This is a genomic window from Curtobacterium sp. ME26 (genome assembly GCF_903970945.1).
In the GTDB taxonomy this organism is placed as follows: domain Bacteria; phylum Actinomycetota; class Actinomycetes; order Actinomycetales; family Microbacteriaceae; genus Curtobacterium; species Curtobacterium citri.
Genome location: NZ_CAJCKG010000004.1, coordinates 41381 through 68282 on the forward strand (window position 1 = coordinate 41381; position 26902 = coordinate 68282).

The 26902-nt window shown below is 72.6% G+C and carries 24 protein-coding genes; 10 read left to right on the forward strand and 14 right to left on the reverse strand.

From position 1 onward, the window contains the following. The first annotated feature begins 59 nt into the window (after window positions 1–59). The 3 genes from H7A69_RS02515 to H7A69_RS02525 are packed head-to-tail and all read left to right on the forward strand — an operon-like array spanning window position 60 to window position 2722. A complete protein-coding gene (locus H7A69_RS02515) occupies window positions 60–935 on the forward strand; it encodes a UbiA family prenyltransferase (RefSeq protein WP_182045605.1) in 876 nt (291 codons plus the stop codon). Beyond that, the gene (locus H7A69_RS02520; RefSeq protein ID WP_182045606.1) at window positions 932–2365 is read left to right on the forward strand and encodes a phytoene desaturase family protein; all 1434 of its coding nucleotides are present in this window, start codon (window positions 932–934) and stop codon (window positions 2363–2365) included. The genes H7A69_RS02515 and H7A69_RS02520 overlap by 4 nt, the downstream gene beginning before the upstream one ends. 9 nt (window positions 2366–2374) lie before the next feature. Next, complete coding sequence (locus tag H7A69_RS02525) at window positions 2375–2722, forward strand: hypothetical protein (protein WP_182045607.1); 348 nt, start codon at window positions 2375–2377, stop codon at window positions 2720–2722. A gap of 55 nt (window positions 2723–2777) precedes the next feature. On the opposite strand, the gene H7A69_RS02530 is transcribed toward H7A69_RS02525, so the two are convergent. From H7A69_RS02530 to H7A69_RS02540, 3 genes are all read right to left on the reverse strand, one after another. Next, window positions 2778–4109, reverse strand: a complete 1332-nt coding sequence (locus tag H7A69_RS02530; RefSeq protein ID WP_182045608.1) for a GNAT family N-acetyltransferase — start codon at window positions 4107–4109, stop codon at window positions 2778–2780. Between the two features lie 119 nt (window positions 4110–4228). After that, window positions 4229–5749, reverse strand: a complete 1521-nt coding sequence (locus H7A69_RS02535) for a cryptochrome/photolyase family protein (protein ID WP_182045609.1) — start codon at window positions 5747–5749, stop codon at window positions 4229–4231. Between the two features lie 154 nt (window positions 5750–5903). After that, a complete protein-coding gene (locus H7A69_RS02540) occupies window positions 5904–7673 on the reverse strand; it encodes a hypothetical protein (RefSeq protein WP_182045610.1) in 1770 nt (589 codons plus the stop codon). 195 nt (window positions 7674–7868) lie between these two features. Here H7A69_RS02540 and H7A69_RS02545 point away from each other — a divergent pair, with 195 nt between their 5' ends. After that, on the forward strand, window positions 7869–8753 hold the full coding sequence (locus tag H7A69_RS02545) for an aminoglycoside phosphotransferase family protein (protein ID WP_182045611.1): 885 nt from the start codon (window positions 7869–7871) through the stop codon (window positions 8751–8753). 9 nt (window positions 8754–8762) lie between these two features. On the opposite strand, the gene H7A69_RS02550 is transcribed toward H7A69_RS02545, so the two are convergent. Further along, window positions 8763–9626, reverse strand: a complete 864-nt coding sequence (locus H7A69_RS02550) for an NAD(P)H-binding protein (RefSeq protein ID WP_182045612.1) — start codon at window positions 9624–9626, stop codon at window positions 8763–8765. Between the two features lie 86 nt (window positions 9627–9712). On the opposite strand from H7A69_RS02550, the gene H7A69_RS02555 reads away from it, so the two are divergent. Beyond that, a complete protein-coding gene (locus H7A69_RS02555; protein WP_182045613.1) occupies window positions 9713–10540 on the forward strand; it encodes a TetR/AcrR family transcriptional regulator in 828 nt (275 codons plus the stop codon). A gap of 7 nt (window positions 10541–10547) precedes the next feature. Here the strand turns inward: H7A69_RS02555 and H7A69_RS02560 are convergent, their stop codons facing one another. Next, on the reverse strand, window positions 10548–11090 hold the full coding sequence (locus tag H7A69_RS02560) for a hypothetical protein (protein ID WP_182045614.1): 543 nt from the start codon (window positions 11088–11090) through the stop codon (window positions 10548–10550). A 116-nt stretch (window positions 11091–11206) separates the two neighbouring features. Between H7A69_RS02560 and pnuC the strand changes: the two genes are divergently transcribed. Continuing rightward, window positions 11207–11872, forward strand: a complete 666-nt coding sequence (gene pnuC, locus H7A69_RS02565) for a nicotinamide riboside transporter PnuC (protein WP_182045615.1) — start codon at window positions 11207–11209, stop codon at window positions 11870–11872. Window positions 11873–11946: 74 nt separating this feature from the next. Further along, window positions 11947–12579 (forward strand): TetR/AcrR family transcriptional regulator, encoded by a 633-nt coding sequence (locus H7A69_RS02570; RefSeq protein ID WP_182045616.1) that lies wholly within the window; start codon window positions 11947–11949, stop codon window positions 12577–12579. A gap of 81 nt (window positions 12580–12660) precedes the next feature. Here H7A69_RS02570 and H7A69_RS02575 read toward each other — a convergent pair whose 3' ends face one another. Together H7A69_RS02575 and H7A69_RS02580 are read right to left on the reverse strand one after the other, a co-directional pair. Next, window positions 12661–13887, reverse strand: coding sequence for an ABC transporter permease (locus H7A69_RS02575; RefSeq protein WP_182045617.1), 1227 nt, complete (start codon window positions 13885–13887; stop codon window positions 12661–12663). Further along, window positions 13884–14855, reverse strand: coding sequence for an ABC transporter ATP-binding protein (locus tag H7A69_RS02580; RefSeq protein WP_182045618.1), 972 nt, complete (start codon window positions 14853–14855; stop codon window positions 13884–13886). Before H7A69_RS02580 ends, H7A69_RS02575 begins: the two co-directional genes overlap by 4 nt. Before the next feature lie 88 nt (window positions 14856–14943). On the opposite strand from H7A69_RS02580, the gene H7A69_RS02585 reads away from it, so the two are divergent. Further along, window positions 14944–15366 (forward strand): chemotaxis protein CheY, encoded by a 423-nt coding sequence (locus H7A69_RS02585; RefSeq protein ID WP_182045619.1) that lies wholly within the window; start codon window positions 14944–14946, stop codon window positions 15364–15366. Next, complete coding sequence (locus H7A69_RS02590) at window positions 15363–15686, forward strand: winged helix-turn-helix domain-containing protein (protein ID WP_182045620.1); 324 nt, start codon at window positions 15363–15365, stop codon at window positions 15684–15686. The genes H7A69_RS02585 and H7A69_RS02590 overlap by 4 nt, the downstream gene beginning before the upstream one ends. A 94-nt stretch (window positions 15687–15780) precedes the next feature. Here H7A69_RS02590 and H7A69_RS02595 read toward each other — a convergent pair whose 3' ends face one another. Genes H7A69_RS02595 through H7A69_RS02610 form a run of 4 tightly spaced genes read right to left on the reverse strand, consistent with a single transcriptional unit; the run spans window position 15781 to window position 20660 of the window. Further along, complete coding sequence (locus H7A69_RS02595) at window positions 15781–17523, reverse strand: glycoside hydrolase family 13 protein (protein WP_182045621.1); 1743 nt, start codon at window positions 17521–17523, stop codon at window positions 15781–15783. Next, complete coding sequence (locus H7A69_RS02600; RefSeq protein ID WP_069713415.1) at window positions 17484–18401, reverse strand: carbohydrate ABC transporter permease; 918 nt, start codon at window positions 18399–18401, stop codon at window positions 17484–17486. Before H7A69_RS02600 ends, H7A69_RS02595 begins: the two co-directional genes overlap by 40 nt. Continuing rightward, the gene (locus H7A69_RS02605) at window positions 18401–19351 is read right to left on the reverse strand and encodes a carbohydrate ABC transporter permease (RefSeq protein WP_259346045.1); all 951 of its coding nucleotides are present in this window, start codon (window positions 19349–19351) and stop codon (window positions 18401–18403) included. Before H7A69_RS02605 ends, H7A69_RS02600 begins: the two co-directional genes overlap by 1 nt. A gap of 10 nt (window positions 19352–19361) precedes the next feature. Beyond that, on the reverse strand, window positions 19362–20660 hold the full coding sequence (locus H7A69_RS02610) for an ABC transporter substrate-binding protein (RefSeq protein ID WP_182045622.1): 1299 nt from the start codon (window positions 20658–20660) through the stop codon (window positions 19362–19364). A 134-nt stretch (window positions 20661–20794) separates the two neighbouring features. Here H7A69_RS02610 and H7A69_RS02615 point away from each other — a divergent pair, with 134 nt between their 5' ends. After that, the gene (locus H7A69_RS02615; RefSeq protein ID WP_182045623.1) at window positions 20795–21988 is read left to right on the forward strand and encodes an ROK family protein; all 1194 of its coding nucleotides are present in this window, start codon (window positions 20795–20797) and stop codon (window positions 21986–21988) included. Window positions 21989–22023: 35 nt separating this feature from the next. Here the strand turns inward: H7A69_RS02615 and H7A69_RS02620 are convergent, their stop codons facing one another. The 3 genes from H7A69_RS02620 to H7A69_RS02630 all read right to left on the reverse strand — a co-directional run bounded on the left by H7A69_RS02620 (window position 22024) and on the right by H7A69_RS02630 (window position 26898). Further along, on the reverse strand, window positions 22024–23214 hold the full coding sequence (locus H7A69_RS02620; protein WP_259346052.1) for an alpha-hydroxy acid oxidase: 1191 nt from the start codon (window positions 23212–23214) through the stop codon (window positions 22024–22026). A 128-nt stretch (window positions 23215–23342) separates the two neighbouring features. Beyond that, window positions 23343–24806, reverse strand: coding sequence for a rhamnulokinase (locus H7A69_RS02625; RefSeq protein WP_182045625.1), 1464 nt, complete (start codon window positions 24804–24806; stop codon window positions 23343–23345). 4 nt (window positions 24807–24810) lie between these two features. Continuing rightward, the gene (locus tag H7A69_RS02630; RefSeq protein ID WP_182045626.1) at window positions 24811–26898 is read right to left on the reverse strand and encodes a bifunctional aldolase/short-chain dehydrogenase; all 2088 of its coding nucleotides are present in this window, start codon (window positions 26896–26898) and stop codon (window positions 24811–24813) included. Window positions 26899–26902 lie beyond the last annotated feature (4 nt).

Consider the following 26902-nt stretch of genomic DNA (forward strand, 5'->3'; position numbering starts at 1 on the left):
TCACGCGGTGCCGACCCGCGGCGCGTACGCTCGACCTCGTGACAGACGGTGGTGGAACGATGTCGAGTACCGCACCGTCGGGGCTCGGTCTCGCCGTGCGCCGCCTCGTCCACATCTCGCGACCGGTGCTCTGGATCAACACGATCGGGTCCGGGCTCGTCGCCGTCTGGCTGACCGGCTCGCTGTTCGACCTCCGGGCACTCCCGGTGATCCTGTGGTTGACCCTGCCGTTCAACCTGCTCATCTACGGCGTCAACGACATCTACGACCAGGACACCGACGCGGCCAACCCCCGCAAGGGCTCCATCGAGGGTGCGCGCATCCGACAGTCCGAGGTCCGCCTCATCGCCTGGGCCGTGGCGGCCGTCAACGTCCCGTTCCTCGTCCTCTTCGCCCTCACGCTGCCGCCGCTCGCGAACGTCGCGATCCTGCTCTACGTGGGTGTCTTCGTCTTCTACTCGGCACCGCCGCTGCGCTTCAAGGCACGGCCCTTCCTCGACTCGCTGAGCAACGCGGCCTACGCGCTGCCGCTCGTCATCGTGCCCGCTGCCCTCGAGGTGACGCCGGTGTGGCCCGCCGCCCTCGGGCTGATGGCGTGGAGCGTGGCGAAGCACGCCTTCGACGCGGTCCAGGACATCGTCGAGGACCGTGACGCGGGCATCACCACCACCGCGGTGCGGCTCGGCGCGCGCGGGACCGCGGTCTGGAGCGGGGTGTGGTGGCTCGTCTCCACGGCGCTGTTCGCCGTGGTGAGCATGCCCGTGGCCGCCGTCAACCTCCTGATCGCCGGCATCCTCGTGGTGTCCCTGCTGCGCGACCCGACGCCGGAGACCGGGCACCGCCTCTACCGCCTGTCGGTCGCGTTCCCCTACATCGCGGGTTCGTTCGCCGGGGTGCTGCTCCTGGTCTCGATCGTCCTGGGAGGCCGCGCATGAGTCGGATCGTCGTGGTCGGCGGCGGGATCGGCGGACTGACCGCCGCCGCGTTGCTCGCGCACGCGGGGCACCGGGTCACCCTGCTCGAGGCCTCCGCCGAGCTCGGCGGCAAGAGTCGCCGCATCCAGCTCGGGGCGGACCGCATCGACACCGGGCCGTCGCTGGTGACCTTCCCCGCGGTGTGGGACGAGCTGCTGCGCCGACTCGGCGACGGCGGGCGTCCCGCCGACCGGACGAGTGACGTCGGCGGCCTCGACCTGGTGCGGATGCCCGAGGTCGGCCGGTACTACCACGACGGCGAGGAGACCTCCCTGCCGGTGGCGCCCGACCACCCCTGGTACCCCGCCTGGCGACGCTTCGCCGACCTGCACGCGCCGCTCGCCGACGACGTGACCGAGCTGCTGCTCGCCGACCCGCTCGACCGGGCCGCGCTGCCCGCGCTCCGCAGGCTGCTGGCCGTGTACGGTTCGCGGCTCACCACGCGCGCCTACCTCGACAGCCTGCCGTGGCTGCCGGACGGGCTGCGCGAGATCATCGCGATCCACACCCTCAACGCGGGCGTCTCGCCGTCGCGCACCCCCGCCCTCTACGCGAGCATGCCCGCGATCATGGCGGAGACCGGGGCCTGGGTGCCGCGCGGCGGGGTGTACGAGATCGTGCTCGCGCTGGGTCGGCTGGCCGAGGCGGCCGGGGTCGAGGTCCGCACCGGCGAGGCCGTCACCCGCATCGAGCGCGGCTCCGTCACCACCGACGTCGGGCACCACCGCGCCGACCTGGTCGTCAGCGCACTCGACGCCGACCGGCTGACCACGTTGACGGGTCCGTCGCGGATCCCGACCCTGCCCCGTCGACGCCCCCGCGCCCTGTCCTGCTCGGCCGTCGCGGTGTACGGCGTGCTGCGGGAGGAGCTGCCGGACGCCCTCGCGACGCACAGCGTCGTGCTGCCCACGAAGCCCGCTGCGCTCCACCGGAGCCTCGAGGCGGGCGACGAGCCGGCGGACACCATGGTGTTCGTCAACCAGTACCGCGCCGGCGAGGTGTACCCGAACCCGCGCAGCACCCTCGGCATCCTGCTCACCGCCCCCGCGGACGGCGGGCGGTACACGGTGGAGCACCCCTTCGTCCGACGCGAGGTCGACCGGGTCTCGAGCGCGATGGGCCTCGACCGGCCCCTCACCGACCTGCTCGACGAGCAGGTCGTGCTCGACCCGCAGTACTACGGCGGCGGGGGCGAACCCCACGGCGCGCTCTACGGGGCAGCGCGGCCGCCGTGGCTGAGCGGACCCTTCCACCGCCCGTCGTACAACGACCCGTGGAAGCCCTGGCTGTGGCGCGTCGGCGCGTCGGTGCACCCCGGCGGTGGCATCCCGGCGGTGGTGGGCGGCGCCATGATCGCCGTGCAGCGGCTGCTCAAGGCGAACCCGGCCTGACACCGGCCGATGGCGACCGATCAGGAGGAGACCAGGGTGGTGCAGGCGAACATCAGCACGGTCACGGTGCAGGGTCGACCCCAGGACCGCGACGCCGACCTCGACCACCTACCGCGGTTCGACGTCGAGACCGACACGGGGCACCGGTACGTCGTGACCTGCGACGGCCCACCGGTCGGTGCCCCGTCCGACTGGACCGTGACGAGCGCCGACGTCGGTCGCCCGGTCGGCCACGTCCGGCTGCAGGGCGCGGGCATGCCCGGGGCCACCGACTACCGGTTCAAGCGCGCCGGAGCGTTCTTCACGGGCGGCAAGCAGTTCGACCTGTGGAACGCCGTGCAGTCGTTGGTGGAGTGACACCGTCGGAGGCGCGAGGACCGGTCCTGTGGAGTCCTCGCGCCTCCCGGGGCGCCTAGAAGTACGTGATCCCGTGCGGCACCCGCGGCGGCACGAGCATCGCTCGGAACACCGCCGGTGCCGCCGGGTCGTCCGCGTGCACGAGCCCCGCCGCCGCGAGCGTCACCGGCGACACCGACCCGATGAGCACCGCGCCGAGGTCCGCCACGTCGAGCCGCAGGTCCGCCTCGCCACCGTCGTCGTCGGCCGTCCGGGTCACGGTGCCCCGTCCGTCGACGACGTCGAGACGGTAGGTGCCGGCGGCGAAGCCCATCGCGTCGGACACCGCGAGCGAGATCGACCCGTCGACCGCGTACGGACGCGAGGTCAGCACGGCGGGCACGTCGAGCACCCGCAGCCAGACGTGGTCCTCCTCGTGCTCGACGTCGTAGGCGCGGTTGTCCCCGAGCGCCGCGACGACCGGGTCGTCGAGCCGCGAGCGGGTGTACCGGACGACGTCGTTGAGGTCGATGGACAGCAGGAACTCCCACAGCGACAGGTACGCGGCGTCGGTGGCGTACACCAGGTCGACGACCTCGAGCACGGTGTCGGTGCCGCCGCGACCCTCCTTGACGCGCCACGTCACGTAGCCGTCGACGTCCGAGGCGGCGGTCGCGCCGGCGGGACGGTGCACCGCGGCGCGGACGTCGGTCGCGGGCTTGCCCTCGCCGTCACGCAGCCCGAACACGATCGGCCACGTGCCGGCGTTGCGCACCATGGACCCCGGGGTGCGGGCGTCGAACCGGTCGAAGACGGCGCGGCCGACGCCGCCCGCGAGCCACTCCGGCGTGACGACGGCGACGGTGCCGGTCGTCGGGGCGAGCAGGGGGAGCGCGCGCTCGCGGCGGACGCGGACGGCGCGCTCGCGGATCGCGCTGCCGAACCCGAACCGGCGGTAGATCGTGCCCTCGGACGCGGTGAGCGAGGCGACGGCGTACCCCTCGGCGACGCCGCGCTCGAGGGCGTGGGTCATCATCCGGCGGAGGATCCCGCGCCGACGCTCGGTGGGTCGGACGGTCACGGCGGAGATCGCCTGCGTGTCGATCGAGGCGCCGTCGCCCCAGCTGAGCCGCTTGCGGAACCACGTGAACGTGCCGGCCGGCCACGTCTCGTCGACGGACCCGGGGAGGGGGTCCCGCAGGTACGCGCCGAGGAAGGTCTCCTGGTCCTCGAGGAAGTGCGACGCCATGCGGGCAGCGCCCTCGGCGTCCGGGTGCGGCTCGTGGAACCCGAGCCCGACGGCGCGCATCCACGCCTCGGTCTCCGGCGTCGGCGCCCCCTGGTCGTCGGTCGTCGGCGCGAACTCGCGCAGGTCGTAGCGGTCGTCGAATGCGTCGTTGCTGGCCACGAGCCGACCCTACCGGTGTGCCCCGTCCGGGCGGTGAGCGGACGTCGGACGGGAGGCGCGGGGCGGCGCCGCACCGCGCCTCCCGTCCGTCACACGGTCCCGACGGACCGGACGGCCGGTCAGGGCGTGCCGCGTCGCGTCTCCTGGGCCACCACCTCGTCGAGGTCCGTGAGCCGCCGCATCTGCTGGAGCGGCCGCATCATCCGCGGGTTGTCCTGCAGCGCCGGTTCCGTGCGCGACAGGAACGCCCAGTAGCCGGCGGTGAACGGGCAGGCGTCCTCGCCGAGCCGCTTCGTGGGGTCGTACCGGCAGCCGCCGCAGTGGTCCGACATCCGGTCGATGTACCGCCCGCCGGACGCGTAGGGCTTCGTCGCGACCATCCCGCCGTCGGCGTGCTGAGACATACCGATGATGTTCGCGGGCATCACCCAGTCGGTGCCGTCGACGAACACGTCGGTGAACCACTCGGTCAGGTGCACCGGGTCGTACCCGCGCTGCAGGGCCCAGTTGCCGAGCACCATGAGCCGCTGGATGTGGTGGAGCCAGCCGTGGTCGTGCAGGCCCTCCATCGCGGTGGACAGGCAGACGGCGTCGATCGCCGACGTGTCGAGCTCCTGCCACCAGCGGGGGAGCCGCTCGTGCGCGCCGAGGGCGTTCTCCTCGGCGCCGTAGTCGTCGCCGAACCACCAGTAGAGGTGCCAGACGTAGTCGCGCCAGCCGGCGACCTGGCGGACGAAGCCCTCCACGCTCGCGAGCGGGGCGTCGTGGTCGCGGTGCGCGACGAGTGCGGATTCGACGACCTCGAACGGGTCGAGCACGCCGAGGTTCATCGGGACGCTGAGCAGCGAGTGCGCCATCGTCCAGTCGTTCGTGAGCGTGGCGTCCTCGAAGGGGCCGAAGTCACCCAGCCGGACCTGCACGAAGTCGTCGAGGGCCTGTCGGGCCTCGTCCGCGGTGACGGCGAAGCGGCGGGTGTCGTCGCGGCCGACGAACCTCGCCACCCCGTCGCGCTCCCAGCGGTCGAGGTCGTGCCGGACCTCGTCGTCGATGTCGTCCTCGGTCGGCCACCAGGGGTCCGGCAGCCCGAGCGTCGTCGCGCCCCGGGGCGGCGGCTCGCGGTTCTGGTCGTCGAGGCTGAACTTCCCGCCGATCGGCTCGTCGGACTGCATCAGCCAGCCCTCGCGCCGGCGGACCCGCTCGTAGTGGGTCTCCATCCGGAACCGTCCGGTGCCCTGCGCCGCCCACTCGGCGAACTCGGCCTCGTCGGTGACGAACCCGCGGCTCGGCAGGACCTCGGTGCCGCGGCCCCAGTGCCGGACCTGGGCGCGGAGGGTCCGGGAGGGTGGGTCGACCACGTCGAGGTCGTCGCGGCCGACCAGCGCCTCGCGGAGGGTGTCGACCTGCACGTGCTCGGCGCGGTCGCCGAGCTCGCGGACGCGGTGCCGGAGGGCGCTCAGCCAGAGGTGTGCCTTGGCGCGGTGCACCGGGCGCGCGGTGAAGAACTCGCGGGCCTCGACGACCAGGGCGGGGCCGCCGTCGTCGAACAGGGGTCCGTACTGCCCGGGCAGGACGAGGCGACGGCGATCGGTGCTGCTGCGGTCGGTGCTGCCGGCTTCGGTGCTGCCGCGCTCGGGTGCCATGCCCGGACGCTACCGGCGACGTGTGACGTCCGGCTGACGGCGCGTGTGCCCCGTCCGTCGAGCGGTCGTGCGTGCTGTCCGGCACGGCAGCGGGGCCGCCGGCTCGCGCCGACGACCCCGCTCGACCGTGGTGGTCGCTTGCCCGTGCCTCGGCTCAGTTGTACGCCGCGACGCGGTTCGGCGCGGTGTTGCCCGCCGACGTCGGTACCGATCCACCGACGCCGTTGATGACGCTCGAGATCGTCCCGGTGTCACCGAGCGAGACCGTCACGAGCCCGTGCGCCCGGATGCCCGAGGTGGTCGGGGTCTCGAGCGCGCGGTCCGCGTGCACCGACGGGTTCGTGTTGAAGAAGCAGTACACACCGCCGCCCCAGATCTCGTGGTTCGTCACCCCGGAGGCGACCTTGTAGGCCGCGTACCCGGCGCCCGTGGGGCTCTGCCACGAGGCGTTGTCCGGCACGTCGTAGGGCATCTCGTTCTGGAAGAAGATCGTGCGACCGCGGTTGCCGTTCCAGAGCACCTCGTACTTCTGGTAGTGCTCGACGAACAGCCCGGTGGCGAGCACGTCGTCGCCGTTCACCTCGACGCCGGTCGCGCCGGTGTTGACGTTCCAGCCGGTGGCCGCGCCGCCGTGGTCGGCTCGCCAGGCCCAGATGTGGTCGACCAGCGTGTCGTCGGCGTTGACCTGCAGCGTCGTCGTGGCCTTGCCCTGGATGCTCGAGCCGACGCGGAAGAAGACGTCCTGGATGCTCTGCGGGTCGGCGGCGTGGTCGACGTGTGAGCCGCTGGCACCGAGGCGGACGAGCTGCGCGCTGTTCTGCGTGCCCGCGTCGACGACGAGGTTCGAGACGTTGACGCCGGAGACGTCGTTCGAGGTGATGACCGAGTTGCCGGCCGTCGGCACGAGCGTCGGGAAGCCGATGCCCGTCACGACGGTGTCGGCACGCGTGACGTTCAGTGCGGCGTTCAGCTGGTACGTGCCGGGGGTGAAGAACAGGTTGAGCCCCTGCGCGAGCGCGCTGTTGATCGTCGCCGCGGAGTCGCCCGGGTGCGCGACGTAGAAGCTCCGCATCGGGATGTCGGTCCCGGTGGTGTCCGGCCACGTGACGCCGGAGGAGTTCGTCCGCAGCGACGGCACGAACACGTGGTACTTGTTCGACGAGTCGACGTACAGGTACGGCTTCTCGCGGGTGACCGGCGTCGTCGCCAGGGTGGTGTAGCTCTTCGCGAAGTCGTTCGCGGGCGCACCCTGGACACCCGAGAAGGTCATGTTCCAGTTGCCGCCCTGCCACGACCCGAGCGTGGAGTTGCGGGTGTACCACTGCTGCTGCGAGCCGCTCGTCACGGTGCCGTCGACCTTCGAGTCGGCGATGTACCCGCCGGACGAGTAGCCCTGGCCGCCGTCCTGGTTGGACGGCCCCATCGTCAGGTTGCCCTTCACGTGCACGCGGCGCATCGGCGCGGCCTGCGACACGGCCCACCGGTCGGTGCCGCCCTCGGGCACGATCGCCAGGTTCTCGACCGACCGCCAGAAGTTCTGCGTGGCGTTCTTCTCGTCGCCGGCGTTCCACCCGGAGTCGACGTTGACCGCCCCGTTGATCGTGACGTCGTCGGGGTTCCTGCCGAGACCCGCCACGGACGTGTAGAAGCCCAGGTTCGCCCAGACCCGGCCGTAGCTGCCCGGCTTGAACAGGAACGCGTACCGCTGCGACCCGAACTGCGCGGTGGTGCTCCGCAGCTGCGCGTTGAACGCCGCGTCCACGTCGGCCTGGATGGTCGAGGTCGGTGTCGACGGGCTGTAGACCTTGACGTTGCTCCCGAAGTCCGGGGTGTCGCTGGTCGGGACCGCTGCCTGTGCCTGCAGGGCCGGCGTCAGGGCGCCGACCAGGCCGACCGCCGTGATCGTCGCGAGGAGCGTGCTCATCCGTCGTTGCATGATGCTCGATTCGTCGTCGGGCGGCCCCGTTGCCGCCCGCAACAGACGGTAGACCCGCCCGCGGGGCGCGGCAGTCGGTGCTGCGGCGGACAAGCGCGTACCCCGAACGGGGGTCACGACGGCCGGGAGGCACGGAGCTGCCCCGCCCCGCCCGTCGCGGCCCGTCGTCGGTACGCTCACCGCATGTGGCCGACCGAGCAGGACTGGCGGGCGTCCGTCCCGCGGCTGCTCCGCGACGCCGTCGCGCGGTGGGACCTGCGGGTCGGCGCACCCTTCGGCGGCGGCAGCATCTCGCACGTGCTGCCCGTCACGACCCCCGACGGGCGCGACGCGGTCCTCAAGCTCTCCTTCCCGCACCGCGAGGCCGAGCACGAGGCGGCCGCCCTCGCCCGGTGGGACGGCGACGGCGCGGTGCGGCTCCTCGCGGTGGACCCCGACGACCCGTTCGTGTTCCTGCTCGAGCGCTGCGATCCGGGGACGCGTCTGTCCGATCGCGTCGACCTGCCGGCGGCCGAACGGCTGCGGACCGCCGCCGAGCTGCTCGGCGGCCTGTGGGCGGCCGGGGTGCCGGACACCGACCCCTTCGAACGCCTGACGGACGTGGCCGCCGGGTGGGCGGACCTGCTCGAGGAGCGGATGCGGGCCGTCGCCCCGCCGTTCGACCCCGGGCTCGTCCGCCGCGGCGCCGAGCTCCTCCGCGCCCTGCCCGTCGGTGCACGACGCACCGTGGTGGTGCACGGCGACGCGAACCCGGGGAACGTCCTCGCGGCCGGGCGCTCGCCGTGGCTCGTCATCGACCCGACGCCGATGGTCGGTGATCCCGCCTACGACCTCGGGCCGCTCCTGGCGCAGGTCGACGACCCGTTCCGGACCGCCGACCCGACCGCCACCGTGCGTGCGCGCACCGCGCTGCTCGCCGACGTGACCGGGGAGCCCGTCGGACGGATCGCGGCCTGGTGCACGGCGCGGGCCGTCGAGTCGGCGCTGTGGTCCGTCAGCCGTGGTGCGCTCGGCGACGGTCGGGACGCCATGGCCCGTGCGGCGGTCACGGACCGGCTCGCCGACTGACGCTCCGGGTCACCGGGCGGCGGCGACCACGTCGTCGAGCGCGTCGTCCGCGGACCGCGGTTCGCGCCCGAGCAGCGCCCGGAGGGTCGGGTCGGTGCCGGCGAACCACCCCGCGCCCGCCGCCTCGTACATGCCGAGCAGGAACCGGACCATGCGTTCGTCCTGGCCGGCGGCCACGGCGCGCTCGACCCACCGCTCGGGGTCGACGAGCTCGAAGCCGACCTCGTGACCGACACGGTCGGACAGCCGCCGGGCGAGGTCGGCGAACGTCGGTGCGGCGGTCGCGGTGATCGTCACGGGCCCCTCGGCGGGGGCGTCCTGCAGCAGGAGCGCGGCGGCGGCCTCGGCGGCGTCCTCGCGCGCGGTCCACGAGACCGGACCGTCCGCGGGCACGGAGACCGTCCCCGTCGCGGCCCAGGGACCGAACAGCCACTGCAGGCTGTGCGCGTAGAAGCCGTTCCGGAGCGAGGTCCACCGGAGGCCGGAGGCCGCGAGCAGGTCCTCGGTCGCCGCGTGGTGCCGTGCGGGGACGAACGGTGAGTCCGCGCCCGCCCCCTGGTGGCTCGTGTAGAAGAGGTGCCCGACGCCCGCTGCCACCGCGGCGTCGACCGCGTTGCGGTGCTGCGCGACGGTGTCGCCCGCCGGGTCGTTCGACGACACGAGGAGCAGCCGGTCCGCGCCCGCGAAGGCGGTGCGGAGCGTCGCGGGGTCGTCGTAGTCGCCCGGTCGGACCGCCACGCCGCGGTCGGCGAACCACGCCGCCTTCGCGGGGTCCCGGGTGACGACCGTCAAGTCGGAGGCCGGCAGGTGACGGAGGAGGTGGTCGGCGGTCGCGCCGTTGAGGGCGCCGGTCGCTCCGGTGATGGTGATCATTGGATGCTCTTTCCTGTTAGCGGTGGTAACGGCGACGACCGTACGCGCTGCTTCCGGCGATAGCAAGACCCTGTTAGCGTTGGTCCATGTCGTCGACCTCGGCCTCCGTTCCCGCACCCGACGCCGACCCGCGCCGGAACGTCCGCGAGCGGATCGTCGCAGCTGCGGCCGAGCTGCTCCACGAGGACGGGGCCGACGCGGTCACGACCCGTGCGGTCGCCGGGCGTGCCGGGGTGCAGGCGCCCACGATCTACCGGCTGTTCGGCGACAAGGACGGCCTGCTCGACGCCGTCGCCGAGCACGCGATGACGGTCTTCGCCGCCGAGAAGGCCGCGCTCGTCGCCGACGGCGCTGCCGAGGGGACCGACCCCGTCGCGGCGCTCCGCTCGGGGTGGGACGCAACGATCGCCTTCGGCCTCGCGAACCCCGACCTCTTCGTCATCATGAGCGACCCGCGCCGCGGCCGGGGATCACCCGCCGTCGCCGCCGGACTGCGGGCGCTCGAGGAACGGTTGCGTCGCGTCGCAGCGGTCGGGCGGTTGCTCGTGCGCGAGGCCGACGCCGTGCGGCTCGTCCACGCGGCCGGGACCGGGACGGTGCTCGCGATCCTCGGGGAGGCCGGGGAGGCCGGGGAGGCCGGGGAGGCCGGGGAGGCCGAGGAGGCCGAGGACGACCGGCGGAGCGACCTCGCCGACCGGGCGTGGGCCGCGGTCGCGTCGCAGGTCCTGGTGGCCGAGGACGACGTGCCGGCCGGACCGGACCGCGCACTGCGCACCGCCGCACTCACCCTGCGCGCCGGCGTCGACGGACTCGACGCGCTGTCGCCGGCCGAGCGGGCCGTCCTCGCGGAGTGGCTCGACCGCGTGGTCGACGGGACCGACGGGGGAGCGGACGCGTCGGACGGCGGCGCCTGACCGGCCGTCAGTCGGTCGCGCCCCGCGGTGGATCGACCAGCAGGGCGACGCGGTCGCGCAGGTAGTCGGCGAGCGGCACCACGGCACCGGCGGTCGCCGACCAGCGGACCACCGGCTCGTCGTCGGCGACCGCGAGGACACCGGCGGCACCCACGAGCGTGTCGTCGAGCGGGACCGGCACCGCGCCGTGGTTGACGGTGTCGCCCTCGGCGAAGTGCCCCTTGGCCGCCGCCGCCCGGTACGCGCGCCGCACCTCGGCGGACACCGAGACGAACTGCTGGCGACCGGGGTCCGTGACACGGGTGATGCGCCCGGTCGCCCAGACCCGCCCCGCGGTCTCGGGGGAGGACCCGAGCAGCAGGGCGCCGACGCGCCACACCCGCCCGAGCGACCGGATCGTCGGCTCGCGGCGGATGCCGAGGACGGCGCGTGGCTCGACGTACTCGCCGAGCGCCTCGTCGCGGACGTCGGCCTCGCGCAGGCGGCCGGCGGCGTCGGCGAGCAGGTCCCGTGCGCGCCGCACCCCGTCCGTCGCGCCCTCGTCCGTCACGACCCCCGAGCCTAGACCGCGGTGTCACGCGGGGTCGCGGAGTCCGCGGAATGCCGACGCCGGTCCTACCGTTGGAGCGTCCGGGCCGTCGGGAGGCCCGGCAACGAGGAGGGTCGATGGGCATCGTCAGGTGGTTGTTCGACGCGCAGCTCGTCATCGGCGACCAGACCGTGCTCTGGCGTGAGGTGATCGGCAACGTGTTCGGACTGCTCAGCGCGCTCGGCGGGATGCGTCGCCGCGTGTGGGCCTGGCCGGTCGGCATCCTCGGCAACGCCCTGCTCTTCACCGTCTTCATGGGCGCGCTCTTCGACACCCCGAACCCGGTCAACCTGCTCGGGCAGGCCGGCCGACAGGTCATGTTCATCGTCGTCAGCGTCTACGGCTGGTACCGGTGGACGCACCGCGCGGACGACGCGACGACCGTCGTCGAACCGAGGTGGGCCTCCTGGCCGACCCGCGCGCTGATGGTCCTCGTCATGGTGGGCGGCACCGCCCTGCTGACCCCGCTGTTCCGCGCGCTCGGCTCCTACGAGCCGGTGTGGAGCGACGCCTGGATCTTCGTCGGGTCGGTGCTCGCGACCTACGGCATGGCGAAGGGCTGGGTCGAGTTCTGGCTCGTCTGGGTCGCCGTCGACCTGGTCGGTGTCCCGCTGTTGTTCTCGGCCGGGTACTACGCCTCCGGGCTCATGTACGTCTTCTACGGTGCCTTCACGCTGACCGGGTTCTTCGTGTGGATGTCGCAGGGACGGAAGCCCTCCGCGGCGCCCGTCACCGTCGGTTGAGCCGCCCGTCGGACGTCCCCGTGCCCCCCACACGGGGTGGAGACACGCGACGGCGCATCCTGTGGACTGTGGAGATGGCAGACTCCTGCGACGTGACGTACGACGACGAGGCGGTCCTGGCCGAACGCATCGTGCGTGGCGCGATCCGTGCGTTCCGTCTGCACCCGTACCACGACGTCGACGCGAGCGTCGTCGCCGAGACGTCCGGGCTCGACACCGCGGTCGTCGAACGGGTCTTCCCGATCTGGGACGCGCTGCTGCTCGTGACCTACGACCGCTGGACGCAGTTGCGCGGGACCCGGCGCTCGGTCGAGCCGGCCTCGACCGTCGACCACGTCCGCCTGACCCTCGCCGAGGACGTCGCCGACCCGGGACTCGTGAGGCTCCTGGCCGGAGTCGTGTCCATCGCCGCGTCGGAACGCGACTTCGCCGAGCTCTTCCGCAAGCGGTTCGAGGAGCACGTCGAGCAGCTCACCGCGGGGCTCGAGCGGGACGTCGCATCCGGTGCCGAGCACATCGGCATCCCGACGCACCAGGCTGCGACGCAGCTGCTCGCCGTCCACGAGGGGCTGCAGGTGCAGATGCTCGTCCGGCCGTACCTCGACGCACTGGTCGAGTTCGACCGCGCCGTCCGCACGCTGCGCCAGGGGTGGCGCGCGCCGGAGCCCGTGGCCTGGGACCTCGACTCCGCGCTCGCCAGCATCTGACGGAGCCGCGACCCGGCCGGCCACGACCAGGTCGGCCACGACCGGGCCGGCCACGACCACGCAGGACCGGACCGCCCGCGGTCAGCGCGTCCCGGGTCGGCCGCGGCGCCAGCCGGCGATCTGCCGCAGGGTGACCTTCGAGCCGTACTGCGCGACGGAGTGCCGGAACAGGTACTCGGCGAACCAGAGCAGCACCGCCGCGGTGGCGAAGACCTCGACGATGCACACCACGGACTCCACCACGCTGAGGGTGCCCACGGCGTTGCGCACCATCGCGGTGATCGGGGTGAACGTCGGGAAGTACGTGAAGAACGCGGCCACCGGCGACGACGGCGTCGTCATCACGAAGAACGCGGCGTACAGCGGGATGATCAGCGCGAAGATCGCCGCCGACTGCAGCGTCGAGGCGTCCTTGATCGACGGCACCGCCGCACCCACCGCGACGAAGAGCCCGCACCCCAGCAGGACGCCGCCCACGAGCAGGAGCGCGCCCACGACCATCCGCCACGGGTCGACGCTCAGACCACCGAGCCGCGACGCCACGAACGGCAGCGCGGCCAGGGCGACGACGAGTCCCGGGACCAGGACGACGCCGACCTGCACGAGCCCGACGAGCAGCATCGCGAGGACCTTGCCGCGGATGAGGTCGCCCGCCGTCACGGTCGTCAGGATCATCTCGGAGATCCGGTTCTCCTTCTCCTCGACGACCACGGTCACCATCCGCGTCGCGAGCAGGATGACGATGCCGAAGAACGCCGCCACGTAGAGGAACGGCGGCACGATCGACAGCCAGCCGGGTGCCACGCGGCCGTCGGCGTAGGCGGTGAGCTCGGTGGCCGGCGGGGCGCGGAGGAGCGCGACGGCCTCGTCGTCGTCCACCGAGGTCGCGACGCTGCGCTCGAGCACCCGCTCCGCGAGCGAGGAGTACCCGCCGTTCTCGAACAGACCGCGGTCGGCCGCGTCGAGCCGGATCGGCTCCGTCGAGGGCTTCGCGGGGTACTCGACGAACAGCTCCAGCGTCCCGGCGCGGACGGCCGCCCGATCGGCGGCGGGGTCCTCGGACGGTGTGCCGCCCCACTGCGCGGCGACCGAGGCGGACACGAGACCCGAGTGGTCGACGTAGTGGAACGGGGTCCGCGTCGCCGAGCTGCTCGACGACACCGAGTCGGTGCCGGCGGCCTGGCCGACCCCCACGAGCAGCGAGACGACGACGACCACGATCGGCAGGGCGAGGGTGCCGATCCAGAAGGCGGGCTTCTTGACGGCGCGGACGAACTCGAAGCGGACGACCGTCCCGAGCCGGCTCACGCGGCGGCCCCGGTCCGTGCCGGGGTGCCGAGCGGTGCACGGCCCCGTGGGTGCGCGTCGTCGGCACCGGCGTCGTGGCCGTACACCTGCACGAAGATCTCGTCGAGCGGGATGCGTCGCATCTCGAACCCGGAGACGTGCACGCCGGCGGTCACGAGCGACGCGAGGATGTCCGACCCGTCCGGTGCCGCCGCGCCACGGGGGACCAGGTAGGCGACGTGGCCCTCGTGCCGGGCGAGCCGGTACAGGGGCGACGGTGGCACGCTCCCGTCGAGCAGCACCCGGGCGACGGCACCGCCGAAGGCGTCCTGCACGTCCGGGATGGTGCCGTAGGCGGCCGCTCGACCGTCCTTGAGCAGGAGGATCCGGTCGCACAGCCGTTCGACCTCGTCCATGTGGTGCGTGACCAGGATCACCGTCGCGCCGTCGGCCTTCCGTTCGTCGACCAGGTCGAGCAGGAGCCGGCGGTTCACCGGGTCGAGGCCCTTCGTCGGCTCGTCGAGGATGAGCAGGCGCGGCCGGTCCATGATCGTGATGCCGAGCTGCACCTTCTGCTGCTGGCCGCCGGAGAGCTTGTCGACGCGGAGCTTCGCGCGGTCGGCGAGCCCGATCCGCTCGAGGTACCCGGTGCTCCACCGCACGGCCTCGGGACGCCGGAGCCCGCGGAGCATCCCGAAGTACGTCATCACGTCGATGACGGACTCCTTGCGGTAGAGCCCGCGCTCCTCGGGCAGGTACCCGATGCCGCCGGTCGCCGGTCGGTACGGTGCGCCGTCGATCGTCAGGGAGCCGGCGGTCGGTGTCGTGATGCCGAGCAGGGCCCGGATGGTGGTCGTCTTGCCGGACCCGTTGCTGCCGAGGAGCCCGAACGTCTCGCCCGGTGCGACGTCGAAGGACAGGCCGTCGACGACGTCGCGGTCGCCGAAGCGCATCACGAAGTCCCGCACGCTGATGCTGGCACCGCTCATGGGGCCGACCCTACCGACGGACCCCGAGCGACCGGTACTTGCCAAATTGGAAAGTGGTTGCCAAGATGGAGAGCGGAGAGGGGAACACATGACCGAGATCCGACCGTCCGAGGCCCGAGCACTCCTGACCAGCGCCGACCGGCTCGCCCGCCGAGCGCACGACGCCGTCCGCTGGCCCTACGTCGCGTTCATCACGGCGCTCGGGGCGACCACGTCCCTCGGGACCTTCGCGATGGGGCTGAGCGAGGGCCGCGCGTTCGGCGCGGCCTACGTCGGGACCATCGCCGTGGTGATGGCACTCGTCCTCTGGTTCACGATCAGCATCCGCGGCCGCTCGGCGTTCGCCCGGGGGCGCCGGTGGACCGCCTACGTCGCGGCGTGGGCCGTGACGTACTGCGCCGCGATCGCCGTCGTCGCGTGGGTGCACGGCTCCCTGGTCTGGTCCGCCGTCACGTCGGGCGCGGTGCTGGTCGTCGCGCTGGCGTGCGCAGCGTGGGAGTCCCGGGCGTGACGACGACCCACGGTGCGCACCCGCGCCACCGGCTCGACGACCTGCTGCAGAACCCGGTCCGGTTCTCGGTGGTCGCGGCGCTGGACCGCGCCGGGACGCTCGGGTTCCGCGAGGTCCGCGACGCCGTCGAGGTCACCGACTCTGCCCTGAGCAAGCAGGTCAGTGCCCTCGAGACCGCGGGGTACGTCGCCGTCGCGAAGGGGTTCGTGGGGAAGACCTCGCGCACGTCGTTGACGCTCACGCGTGCCGGGCGGACGGCCTGGCGAGCGCACCTGGCGGCGTTGCGGGAGATCGCCGGACCATCGGCGGACCCGGCCTGACCGAGCGGCGAGCGAGCGGGGCCGCGACGGACGGGAGGCGCGGTGCCTGCTGGCACCGCGCCTCCCGGCCGTCTCCTGGTCGCGACCCGTTCCGTCAGGAACGCAACCAGGCGGTCCCCACGCCCGACAGTGCGCCGTCCGCCACCGGCGCGGAGGCGAGCAGGAGCTCGCCGGCGGGCAGCGCGTACGGCTCGTCGCCGAACACCGTGACGCTCGTCCAGCCGTTCGGCCTGCGGAAGGCGAGCACGTCGTCGCGACCGGTCTCGAGCCACTCGAGGTGCTCCTCGGACTGCAGCTGGCCGCGCAGGCCCAGCGCCTTCCGGTACAGGTTCAGCGTCGAGTCGGGGTCGGCGTCCTCGGCCTCGACCGAGACGTCTGCGAACCACGCCGGCTGCGGCAGGTGCGAGCCACCCTCGCCGAACCCGAAGGACGACCCCTGTCGCGTCCACGGGATCGGCACGCGGCATCCGTCGCGGCCCACGTCGACACCGGGGTTGCGGAAGAACGCCGGGTCCTGGCGGTCGGCGTCCGGGATGTCGCCCACCTCGTGCAGCCCGAGCTCCTCGCCCTGGTACAGGTAGGCCGAACCGGGGAGCGCGAGCTCCAGCAGCGTCGCCGCCTGCGCACGACGGAGCCCGAGCGCACGGTCGAGGTCGGCCTGCGACCCGCCGGCGAGCAGCCATGCGGCGCCCTGCTTCTGCTCGGAGCCGTCGCGGGCGGGGAGCGCGTACCGGGTGGCGTGCCGGACGACGTCGTGGTTGGAGAACACCCACGTGGTCGACGAGCCGGACTGCTCGGCGAGCCCGAGGTTGAACTCGATGATCGTGCGGAACTGCTGCGCGTCGAAGTCGGCCTCGAGCAGGTCGAAGTTGAACGCCTGTCCGAGCCCCTCGGCGCTGGCGTACCGCGCACGACGGTCGGCGGCGACCCAGGCCTCGGCCACCGCGGTGCGCGCCGGCGTGTACTCGTCGAAGACCTTCCGCCACTCGGCGTAGATCTCGTGCACGTCGTCACGGTCCCAGAGGATGTGCTGACCGTCCTTCGGCGCCGCGAGGACCTCGGCCCACGACGGCAGGGGCCCGGACGGCAGGTCCTTCGCCAGGCCGTGTGCGACGTCGATGCGGAAGCCGTCGACCCCGCGGTCGGACCAGAACCGCAGCGTGTGCAGGAAGTCGTCGCGGACCTCGCGGTTCGCCCAGTTCAGGTCGGGCTGCTCCGCCGCGAAGTTGTGCAGGTACCACTGGCCGTCGCCGACGGCGGTCCACGCCGGGCCGCCGAAGATCGACACCCAGTCGGCCGGCGCCTCCGACCCGTCGGGGCCGCTGCCGTCGCGGAACACGTACCGGTCGCGTGCGGGGCTGCCCGCCGGCGACGCGAGTGCCTCGCGGAACCACGCGTGCCGGTCGCTCGTGTGGTTCGGCACGACGTCGACGATCACCCGGATGCCGGCGCCGTGCAGGGCGGCGACCATCTCGTCGAAGTCGTCGAGCGTGCCGAGCCGCGGGTCGACGTCGCGGTAGTCGTCGACGTCGTAGCCGCCGTCGGCGAGGGCGGACGGGTAGAAGGGGCTGAGCCAGACCGCCTCGATGCCGAGCGACGCCAGGTAGGGGACCCGCGCGGTCACGCCGGGCAGGTCGCCGATCCCGTCGCCGTCCGCGTCCGCGAAGGAGCGCGGGTAGACCTGGTAGACGCTCGCCTGACGCCACCAGGTCTCGTCGGTGGTGGTCGCTGCGGGCTGGACGGCGGTGTCGGTCACGACTGGCCTCTCGTTGTGGGTGGTGGTCGGGTTCGCGGTCGTCACTTGATCGCGCCCTGGGTCACACCGGCCATCACCCATCGCTGGGTGACCAGGTAGACGATGATCGCCGGCGCCATCGCCATCAGGTACGAGGCGAAGGACACGTTGTAGTTGTTGCTGAACTGGGTCTGGAACATCTGCTGCAGCACCGGCAGCGTCTGCAGGGCCGGGTTCGAGGTGATCAGCGACGGCATCACGAAGTCGTTCCACGAGGCGAGGAACGCGAAGATGCCGACGGTGGCGCTCATCGGTGCGAGGAGCGGGAACACCAGTCGCCAGAACACCTGCCCCGTGCTCGCACCGTCGATGCGTGCACTCTCCTCCAGCTCGGCCGGGATCGACCGCAGGAACGCGGTGAAGAGCAGGACGCTGAAGGACAGCTGGAACATGACGTGCAGGATCGCGACACCGATCGGGTTGTCGAGCCCGGCGAGCCCGGTGAGCTTCACCTGCGACAGGGCGAGGACGGGGAACGGCAGGAACATCGCCGCGAGCAGGTAGAAGAACGACCAGCGGAACAGCCGGCGCTCCCAGTTGCGGGCGATCGCGTAGGCGGTGAACGAGGCGAGCAGGATCGTGCCGACGACGGTGATCGCGGCGATGAACACCGAGACCCCGAAGGCGCGGGGGAAGTCCGTCAGCTCCCAGGCCTGCACGAAGCCGTCGACGCTGAACGGCGCCGGCAGCGAGAACGCGTTGCCGTCGACGGCCTGCGCGGTCGTCTTGAACGCCATCGTGACGGTGACGTAGAGCGGGACGAGGACCGACAGGGCGCAGAGGGCCAGGACGATCGTGACGGGCCAGTTCGCCCGGTCGCGTCGGCCGGCACCGCGGCCCCCGGCGGTGCGGTCGGCGTCGACGGACCGGACGCTGCCGGTCGCGGTGGTGCCGGGGCGGAGGGGTGCTTGCAGGGACATCAGAGCGCTGCCTTCCCGCGGGTGGCCCGCAGCTGGATCACGGCGATCACGACGGCGATCAGGAAGAAGATCGTCGCGTTCGCCATCTGGTACGCGTAGTCGCCGCCGCTGAAGCCCTTGAAGATGCTCATCGCCACGCTGGTGGTCGAGGTGCCCGGGCCGCCGTCGGTCAGGCCGACGATGATGTCGTACGAGTTCAGGAAGTTCTTGAACCCGATGACGAGGTTGATGAGGATGTAGCCCGCCGTCAGCGGGGCGGTGATCGAGACGAGCTGCCGCCACGAGCTCGCGCCGTCGAGTGCCGAGGCCTCGTACACCTCGCCCGGGATGGACAGGACCCCGGCGATGTAGATGAGGAGCGTCGACGGGATCGCCTGCCAGGCCGTGACCACGACGATCGCGACCCACGCCAGGTCGGGGTTCGCGAGGATGCTCTGCTCGAGCGGCGCGAAGCCGAGCGCGGTCGCGAACGCCGGCAGCGAGTTGGCGAACAGGAACGAGAACACGTACGCGATGACGATGCCCGAGATCACCATCGGCAGGACGAAGACCCCGCGGAGCGCGATCTTGCCGCGGATCTTCGACGTCAGCGCGATCGCCAGCAGGAACGCGACCGCGTTCACGACGAGCACGGTGACGAGCGAGAACCCGATGGTGAACAGGTACGCCTGCAGGATCGCGGGGTCGGAGAACACGGCGACGTAGTTCGTGAGCCCGGTGAACCGGAACTCGCCGAAGCCGACGGAGTTCGTGAAGCTCAGCACGATCCCCATCACCGCCGGGAGCGTGATCGCGAGCGTGAAGAGCACGAGCGTGGGGACGAGGAACACGAGGAAGAGCGGGTCGACGCGCTTCCCGCGTCCGCGGCTGCCGGCCTGGAGGCGCGGTGCGGCTCCGCCCCGTCGGCGGCGGTCCGCCGTCGTGATCGATCGGGTGGTCGTGGTGGCCAAGGTCGTCTCCTTACGCGGCCGACCGGAGCGCGAGCCGCGCCCAGTCGCCGTCGAGGGTGCGGAGTTGCGGTTCGGGCGCACCGCCGAAGGCGATGGACTGCAGGTAGTTCGCCACCGGGATCTCGGCGGGGATGAGCTGCGAGGCGCCGAGGTAGAAGCGCGCGTCGTCGTACGAGTCCTGCATGCCGCGGAGCGCGGGGTTCGACACCGGCGGCGAGTCCTTCCGGACCCCGAAGCCGTTGTTGTCGGCGTTGTACTGGTCGCTGACCGCCGGGCTCATCAGGAACGACAGGAACTCGCGGGCGGCCTCCTGCTTCCGGGATGCCTCCGGGATCCAGAGCCCGAGGTCGACGTTGACGCGCACCTTGTTGTCGGCCGGGTCGTCGGTCGCGGGGAACGGGAACGTGCCGAGGTCCATGTCCGGGTTCGTCTTCGCGATCTCACCGAGTGCCCACGGGCCCTGCAGGTACATCGCGGCCTTCCCCTGCGCGAACGCCAGGTTGCCGTCGCCGTAGCCCCGGCTGGCCGCACCCGCCTGGTGCCACTGCAGCAGGTCCACCATGCGGCCGACCGGAGCGGCGAAGTCCTTCTCGAACGACACCCCCGACCCCTTGCCGACCGAGGTGCCCTCGCGGTCGAGTGCCGCGAAGGTCGCCGGCACGTCGAGCATGCCGCCGACCGAGTAGTCGAACATGCCCTGGGCGATCGTCCAGTTGTCCTTGTACGTGCCGTACATCGGCGTGATGCCGGCCCGCACGAGCCGCTCGCACACGTCCGTGAACGCGCTCCAGGTCGTCGGCACCTCGAGGCCCTGCTGCGCGAAGAGCGCCTTGTCGTAGATCACGGACGCGGCGGTGACCGAGTACGGCAGGACGCTCGTGCGTCCCGGGTAGTCGGCGGTCTGCTGCATGAGCGGCCAGAGGTCCGGGTTGATCGTGTCCCGCTCGCGCGTGTCCGACAGGTCGGTCAGCGCGCCGTGCTCGACGAACGAGACCATCGCGTAGTTGTAGTTCAGGCACCCGAGGTCCGGCGGCCGGTTCCGCACGAAGTTCGCGGACATGTTCGACGTCGAGTCGCGGACGACCCGGATCTTCGACTGGCTCTCGTGGAACTTCGCGATGACGTCGTCGAAGTACCCGATGACCTCGGGCTTCGACACGTAGAACGTGATCGTCTCGGGGCGGCTGCTCGATCCTCCGAGCGGGGCGCACCCGGCGAGAGCCAGGCCCGCGCCGATGCCGCCCGCACCGAGCAGGAAGCCACGGCGGGTGACCCCGGCCGTGCCCCTGGTGGTGGCGTGTGCTTGCACGTCGTCTCCGTCCGTCCGGACCCGGCAGCCCTGCCGTTCCGGTCTGCGCCCCGACGTCGGTGTCGGCTCGCCGGACTAAATGTACCCAGAAAATCTAATAGCGCAACCAAATCTTCGCGCGCTAGGGTCTGTGCATGCCACAGCGCCGTGAGACCACCCGCGCGACCAGCGCCGAAGCGGTCCTGGCCTGGGCGTTCGGCACCGGGGCGTTCACCGCGTCCGAGGCGATCGACGCCACCGGGCTCACCCGCTCGACCGTGCTCGCCGCGTGCACCGAGCTCGTGCGGCTCGGGTGGCTCCGCGACCTCGACGACGCCCGCGCCGCGGGGGAGTACCGCAAGGGGCGACCTGCGCGGCGCTCCGAGCTGGACGCGACCGCCGGGGTCGTCGTCGGCGTCGACGCGGGGCAGCACCGGGTGACGGCCCTCGTCGCCGATCTCCGCGGCACCGTGCTGGCCCGCGCCGAGGGGTCCCTCGGCGAGTCGGGACTCGAGGTGCCCGTCCGTCTGCGCGTCGTCGAGGAGACGGTGTCGTCGGCGCTCGCCGCGGCCGGGGTGGCCCCGGACCGCGTGCTCGCGACGGTCCTCGGCATCCCGGCGCCCGTGGACGCGGCGGGGGAGTCGCCCGACGACGGCGGGTTCTGGGACAGCATGAACCCGGGTTTCGCGGCGGTCGTGCCGCACGGCGTCGTCGTCGTGGAGAACGACGCGAACGCGGCGGCCCTCGCCGAGCGCCCGTCCTCCGGCGACGCCTCCTTCGCCGCCCTGCTGTCGGGCGAGCGCTTCGGTGCCGGTCTGGTGGTGGACGGCGCGCTGCTCCGTGGCGCCCGTGGTGGCGCGGGGGAGCTCCGCGTGCTCGACCTGGTGGACGGCGTCTCGTCGTCGGACGGCATCGGGCGCACGGCGCGGACGCTCGTGCGGCAGGCCCGCGCCGAGGGACGGGTCCCCGTGGACTCCCTGCTCGGCGGGGACGACGAACCGGACGCCGCCGTGGTCCTCGCCGCCGCGGCACTCGGGGAACCGCTCGCGCTCGAGGTCGTGGACGGGCTCGGCGACCGGCTCGCCCGGGTGTGCGTGCTGCTCGCGAGCCTGCTCGACATCGACCGGGTCGTGGTCGCCGGGGCGATCGCCGACGCGGCCGGCCCCGTGATCGACCGTGCCCGTGAGCACCTGGCGGCGTGGGACCTCGACCCGACGCCCGAGGTCGTGGCCTCCCGCCTCGGCGGCGACGTCGTCGCGCTCGGGGCCGTCGCCCGGGCGCTCGACGTGGTGCGGGCGGACCCCCTGGCGTTCCCGCTGCCCGCGGAGGCCCCCGTCCTGGCGACCTGACCGTCGGTCCCGCTGCCGTCGACCAGCGACGCGGGCTACCGGGGGACCGGCACGAGGCGCTGCAGCTGGGTGACGTGCCCGGGTTCGAGCTCGTCGAGGGAGGCGACCCCGAGCAGCCGCATGGTCCGCTCGATCTGCTCGGACAGGATCTGGATCATCCGGTCGACCCCGGCCTCGCCGCCCGCCATCAACCCGTACAGGTAGGCGCGGCCGACCATCGTGAACCGCGCGCCGAGTGCCACCGCGGCGACGATGTCCGCGCCGGACATGATGCCGGTGTCGAGGTGCACCTCGGTGTCCTTCCCGACCTCCCGCACCACGGTGGGCAGCAGGTGGAACGGCACGGGGGCGCGGTCGAGCTGCCGGCCGCCGTGGTTCGACAGCGTGATGCCGTCCACGCCCAGGTCCGCCAGGCGCTTCGCGTCCGCCAGGGACTGCACGCCCTTCACCACGACCCTGCCCGGCCACTGGTCGCGGATCCACTCCAGGTCCTCGTACGTGACGGTCGGGTCGAACATGTGGTCGAGCAGTTCGCCGACCGTGCCGGACCAGCGGTCGAGGGACGCGAACGCGAGCGGCTCGGTGGTGAGGAAGTCGAACCACCACCACGGCCGCGGGATCGCGTTCACGACGGTCTTCACGCCGAGCTGCGGGGGGATGGAGAACCCGTTGCGCTTGTCGCGGAGCCGGGCACCGGCGACGGGGACGTCGACGGTGACGAGCAGCGTGTCGAACCCGGCCCGAGCGGCCCGCTCGACCAACGCCATGCTCTTGTCGCGGTCCTTCCACATGTAGAGCTGGAACCAGTTGCGCCCGTGCGGGTTGGCGTCGCGGACGTCCTCGATCGCGGTGGTCCCCATCGTCGACAGCGAGAACGGGATGCCCGCCCGTCCGGCGGCCCTCGCCCCGGCGCGCTCGCCCTCGGTCTGCATCATCCGGGTGAAGCCGGTCGGGGCGATGCCGAACGGGCGGGACACCGGGGCGCCGAGCACCTCGCGCGAGGTGTCCACCTGCGACACGTCGCGCAGGATCGCCGGCGAGAACTCGATGTCCTCGAACGCCTGCCGGGCACGTGCGAGTGAGATCTCCGCCTCCGCAGCACCCTCGGTGTAGTCGAACGCCGCCTTCGGGGTCCGGCGCGCAGCGATCCGACGCAGGTCCCAGATCGTCAACGCGGACTCGAGCCGCTGCCGCCGACCCGGCAGCGACGGCTTCCTGAACTGCATCAGCGGGGCGAGGTCGCGGACGCTCGGCAGCTGCCGCTGCACCCGGACGCGGGCGTTCGAGGCCGGGCCGGTCGCGGCGGCGGGCGCGCCGGTCGCGGGGTCGACGCGGTGCTGGTCGTCGGTGGTGGTCATGCGTGGCTCCTGATGGTGGTGCGGTGGCCGCGGGCGTCCGAGCCCGGAGCGGGGGTGTAGCGGACCGGCTCGACGGTCCGGGCGACGAGGTCGCGCAGCGCTGCCAGCGATGCTCCTCCGAGTCCGGCGAGCCCGTTCGCGCGGGCCTGCACGAGCACGTTGCCGAGGGCCGTCGCCTCGACCGGACCGGCCAGGACGGGCAGGCCGGTCCGGTCGGCGGTGAGCTGGCAGAGCAGCCGGTTCTGGGACCCGCCGCCGACGACGTGCACGACCCGGACGTCCTTGCCGGTCACCTCGGTGATGGTCCGCAGGGTCTCGGCGTACGCGACGGCGAGGGACTCCAGGATCGACCGCACGACCTCGGCGCGCGAGCCCGGAACCGCCAGGCCCCGCTCGGTGCACCAGGTCGCGATGCGTGCAGGGAGGTCGCCGGGGGCGGTGAAGACGTCGTCGGCGACGTCGAAGACGGCCACCGGCTCGGTGACCTCCGCGGCGGCGGCGAGCAGCGCCTCCAGGTCGACGCGGTCGCCGCCACGCTCCCAGGTGCGGACGCTCTCGGAGAGCAGCCACAGCCCCGACACGTTCTTGAGGAAGCGGACACGGCCGTCCACGCCGCCCTCGTTCGTGCAGTTCGCAGCGCGCGCCGCGTCCGTCAGGACGGGTGCGTCGAGCTCGACCCCGACGAGCGACCAGGTGCCGGACGAGACGTAGGCGACGTCGTCGTCGGTCGCGGGGACCGCGACCACCGCGGACGCCGTGTCGTGCGACCCGACGAGCGTCACCGGGACGCCGCCGCCGAGGGACGGCAGGAGCGTGCCGAGTCGGTCGCCCGGGTCGCGCAGGTCGGGGAACAGCCCGGTCGGGAGGCCCGTGGCGGCCACCAGGGTCGGGTCCCAACCGCGCGTGGTCGCGTCGACGAGCCCGGTGGTCGACGCGTTGGTCCGTTCCGTCGCCGTGACGCCGGTGAGCCAGTACCCGAGCAGGTCCGGCACGAGGAGCGCTCGGTCCGCCAGGTGTGCGTCCGGGTCGGCGGCGAGCTGGAACACGGTGTTGAACGGTAGGTGCTGCAGGCCGTTCCGGGCGTACAGCGCAGCGGCGGTGATCCGCTCGTGCACGGGGGCGACACCCGCCTCGTGTCGGGCGTCGCGGTAGTGGTACGGCAGCCCGAGCAGGCGTCCCTCCCGCAGGAGCGCGTAGTCGACCGCCCACGAGTCGACGCCGATGCTCGTCAGGTCGGGGGCGCGTCGGAGCGTGTCACGGAGCCCGGCGACGACCTGCCCGAGCAGGCCGACGACGTCCCAGTGCAGGGCCTCGCGGCCGTCCTCGTACAGCGCCACGGGACCGTTCGGGAAGCGGGCGACCTGCTCGGTGCGGATGCCGTCCCGGTCCACGTGGGCGAGGAGGACCCGGCCGCTCGTGGCACCGAGGTCGACCGCGGCGACGCTGCCGTCGGTGTGCATCGCGCTACCGCAGGAAGGCCGCGGCGACGCCGGCGTCCACCGGGACGTGCAGGCCGGTCGTGTGCGAGAAGTCCGACGTGCAGATCGCGTACACCGCGTTCGCGACGTTCTCGGGGACGACCTCGCGCTTCAGGATCGTGCGCTGCGCGTAGAACTTCCCGAGGTCCTCCTCGTCGACGCCGTAGGTCTTCGCCCGGTTCGCACCCCAACCGGAGGCGAAGATGCCGGAGCCGCGGACGACGCCGTCAGGGTTGATGCCGTTGACCCGGATGCCGTGCTCGCCGAGCTCGGCCGCGAGCAGTCGCACCTGGTGGGCCTGGTCGGCCTTCGTCGCGGAGTAGGCGATGTTGTTCGGGCCGGCGAACACTGAGTTCTTGCTCGAGATGTACACGATGTCGCCGCCGAGGCCCTGCTCGATGAGGACCGTCGCTGCGGCCTTCGACACCAGGAACGAGCCCTTCGCCATGACGTCGTGCTGCAGGTCCCAGTCCTGCTCGGTGGTCTCGAGCAGGCTCTTGCTGAGGGAGAGTCCGGCGTTGTTCACCACGAGGTCGAGGCCGCCGAAGTGCAGCAGCGTCGCCTGGATCGCCTGCTCGATCTCGACGGCGCTCGTGACGTTCGCAGCCACGCCGATCGCCTGGTCCGGGCCGCCGATCTCGGCCGCGGCCGCCTGCGCCTTGGCGAGGTCGAGGTCCGCGATGACGACGGCGGCACCCTCGGCGGCGAGGCGCTTCGCGATCGCCTTGCCGATGCCGCTCGCGGCGCCGGTCACGAGGGCGATCCGCGTCGCGAGCTGCTTCGGCGCCGGCATACGCTGCAGCTTGGCCTCCTCCAGCGTCCAGTACTCGATGCGGAACTTCTCGGCCTCGTCGATGGGGGCGTAGGTGGAGAGTGCCTCGGCGCCGCGCATGACGTTGATCGCGTTGACGAAGAACTCGCCGGCGACGCGCGCGGTCTGCGCGTCCTTGCCGTAGGAGAACATGCCGATGCCGGGGACGATCACGATGAGCGGATCGGCGCCCCGGATGGCCGGGCTGTCCGCCGTCGCGTGGCGGTCGTAGTAGGCCTGGTAGTCGACGCGGTACTGCTCGTGCAGTTCGCGGAGGCGTGCGCGCTGCTCCTCGACGCTCGCCGTGACGGGGAGGTCGAGGACGAGCGGCTGCACCTTGGTGCGGAGGAAGTGGTCCGGGCAGCTCGTGCCGAGCGCCGCGAGCTCCTCGGCGCGCGCTGACGCCAGGAAGTCCAGGACGACGTCGCTGTCGGTGAAGTGGCCGACGACGGGCGCGTCGTGGCCGGCGATGCCGCGGATCGTCGGCGCGAGTGCGGCTGCCCGGGCACGGCGGTCGGACTCGGGCAGCGCCTCGAAGCCGGGACGCACCGCGCCGAACGGCTGGTCCTTCCCGTGCTCCGCGATGTACCGCTCGGCGGTGTCGATGATCCACCGGGAGTTGGCCTCGGCCTCGGCGCTGGTGGCACCCCACGCGGTGATGCCGTGACCGCCGAGGACCGTGCCGATCGCCTCGGGGTGCTGGTCCTCGATCGCGGCGATGTCGAGCCCGAGCTGGAACCCCGGACGACGCCACGGCACCCAGACGACCCGGTCGCCGAAGATCCGCTCGGTGAGCTCCGGGCCGTCGGCGGCGGTCGCGATCGCGATGCCGGCGTCCGGGTGCAGGTGGTCGACGTGTGCGGCGTCGACGAGGGCGTGCATGGCGGTGTCGATCGACGGCGCCGCACCGCCCTTGCCGAACAGGGTGTGGTCGAAGGCGGCGACCATCTCGTCCTCGCGTTCGACGCCCGGGTAGACGTGCCGCAGGGCCCGTACCCGGTCCACTCGGAGCACGGCGAGGCCCGACGGGGTCAGGGTGCCGAGGTCGCCCCCGGAACCCTTCACCCAGAGCAGCTCGACGGGCTCGCCGGTGACCGGGTCGGTGTCGGTGCCCTTGGCGGACGTGTTGCCGCCCGCGTAGTTCGTGATCCGTGGGTCCGAGCCGAGCGCGTTCGAACGGGCGACGAGGGCCCTGACCGTGTCGTCCGCGGTGGTGTCGTGCGTTGCGGGGTCCACCCGTGCCTCCAGGCTGTCGATCGTCATGTGC

Coding starts and splice junctions, on each gene's coding strand:
- H7A69_RS02545 (WP_182045611.1), top strand. CDS start 7,869: ATGTGGCCGACCGAGCAGGACTGGCGGGCGTCCGTCCCGCGGCTGCTC.
- H7A69_RS02520 (WP_182045606.1), top strand. CDS start 932: ATGAGTCGGATCGTCGTGGTCGGCGGCGGGATCGGCGGACTGACCGCC.
- pnuC (WP_182045615.1), top strand. CDS start 11,207: ATGGGCATCGTCAGGTGGTTGTTCGACGCGCAGCTCGTCATCGGCGAC.
- H7A69_RS02515 (WP_182045605.1), top strand. CDS start 60: ATGTCGAGTACCGCACCGTCGGGGCTCGGTCTCGCCGTGCGCCGCCTC.
- H7A69_RS02555 (WP_182045613.1), top strand. CDS start 9,713: ATGTCGTCGACCTCGGCCTCCGTTCCCGCACCCGACGCCGACCCGCGC.
- H7A69_RS02595 (WP_182045621.1), bottom strand. CDS start 17,523: ATGGGTGATGGCCGGTGTGACCCAGGGCGCGATCAAGTGACGACCGCG.
- H7A69_RS02550 (WP_182045612.1), bottom strand. CDS start 9,626: ATGATCACCATCACCGGAGCGACCGGCGCCCTCAACGGCGCGACCGCC.
- H7A69_RS02570 (WP_182045616.1), top strand. CDS start 11,947: ATGGCAGACTCCTGCGACGTGACGTACGACGACGAGGCGGTCCTGGCC.
- H7A69_RS02630 (WP_182045626.1), bottom strand. CDS start 26,898: ATGACGATCGACAGCCTGGAGGCACGGGTGGACCCCGCAACGCACGAC.
- H7A69_RS02540 (WP_182045610.1), bottom strand. CDS start 7,673: ATGAGCACGCTCCTCGCGACGATCACGGCGGTCGGCCTGGTCGGCGCC.
- H7A69_RS02625 (WP_182045625.1), bottom strand. CDS start 24,806: ATGCACACCGACGGCAGCGTCGCCGCGGTCGACCTCGGTGCCACGAGC.
- H7A69_RS02620 (WP_259346052.1), bottom strand. CDS start 23,214: ATGCAGTTCAGGAAGCCGTCGCTGCCGGGTCGGCGGCAGCGGCTCGAG.
- H7A69_RS02525 (WP_182045607.1), top strand. CDS start 2,375: ATGGCGACCGATCAGGAGGAGACCAGGGTGGTGCAGGCGAACATCAGC.
- H7A69_RS02600 (WP_069713415.1), bottom strand. CDS start 18,401: ATGTCCCTGCAAGCACCCCTCCGCCCCGGCACCACCGCGACCGGCAGC.
- H7A69_RS02615 (WP_182045623.1), top strand. CDS start 20,795: ATGCCACAGCGCCGTGAGACCACCCGCGCGACCAGCGCCGAAGCGGTC.
- H7A69_RS02535 (WP_182045609.1), bottom strand. CDS start 5,749: ATGGCACCCGAGCGCGGCAGCACCGAAGCCGGCAGCACCGACCGCAGC.
- H7A69_RS02580 (WP_182045618.1), bottom strand. CDS start 14,855: ATGAGCGGTGCCAGCATCAGCGTGCGGGACTTCGTGATGCGCTTCGGC.
- H7A69_RS02585 (WP_182045619.1), top strand. CDS start 14,944: ATGACCGAGATCCGACCGTCCGAGGCCCGAGCACTCCTGACCAGCGCC.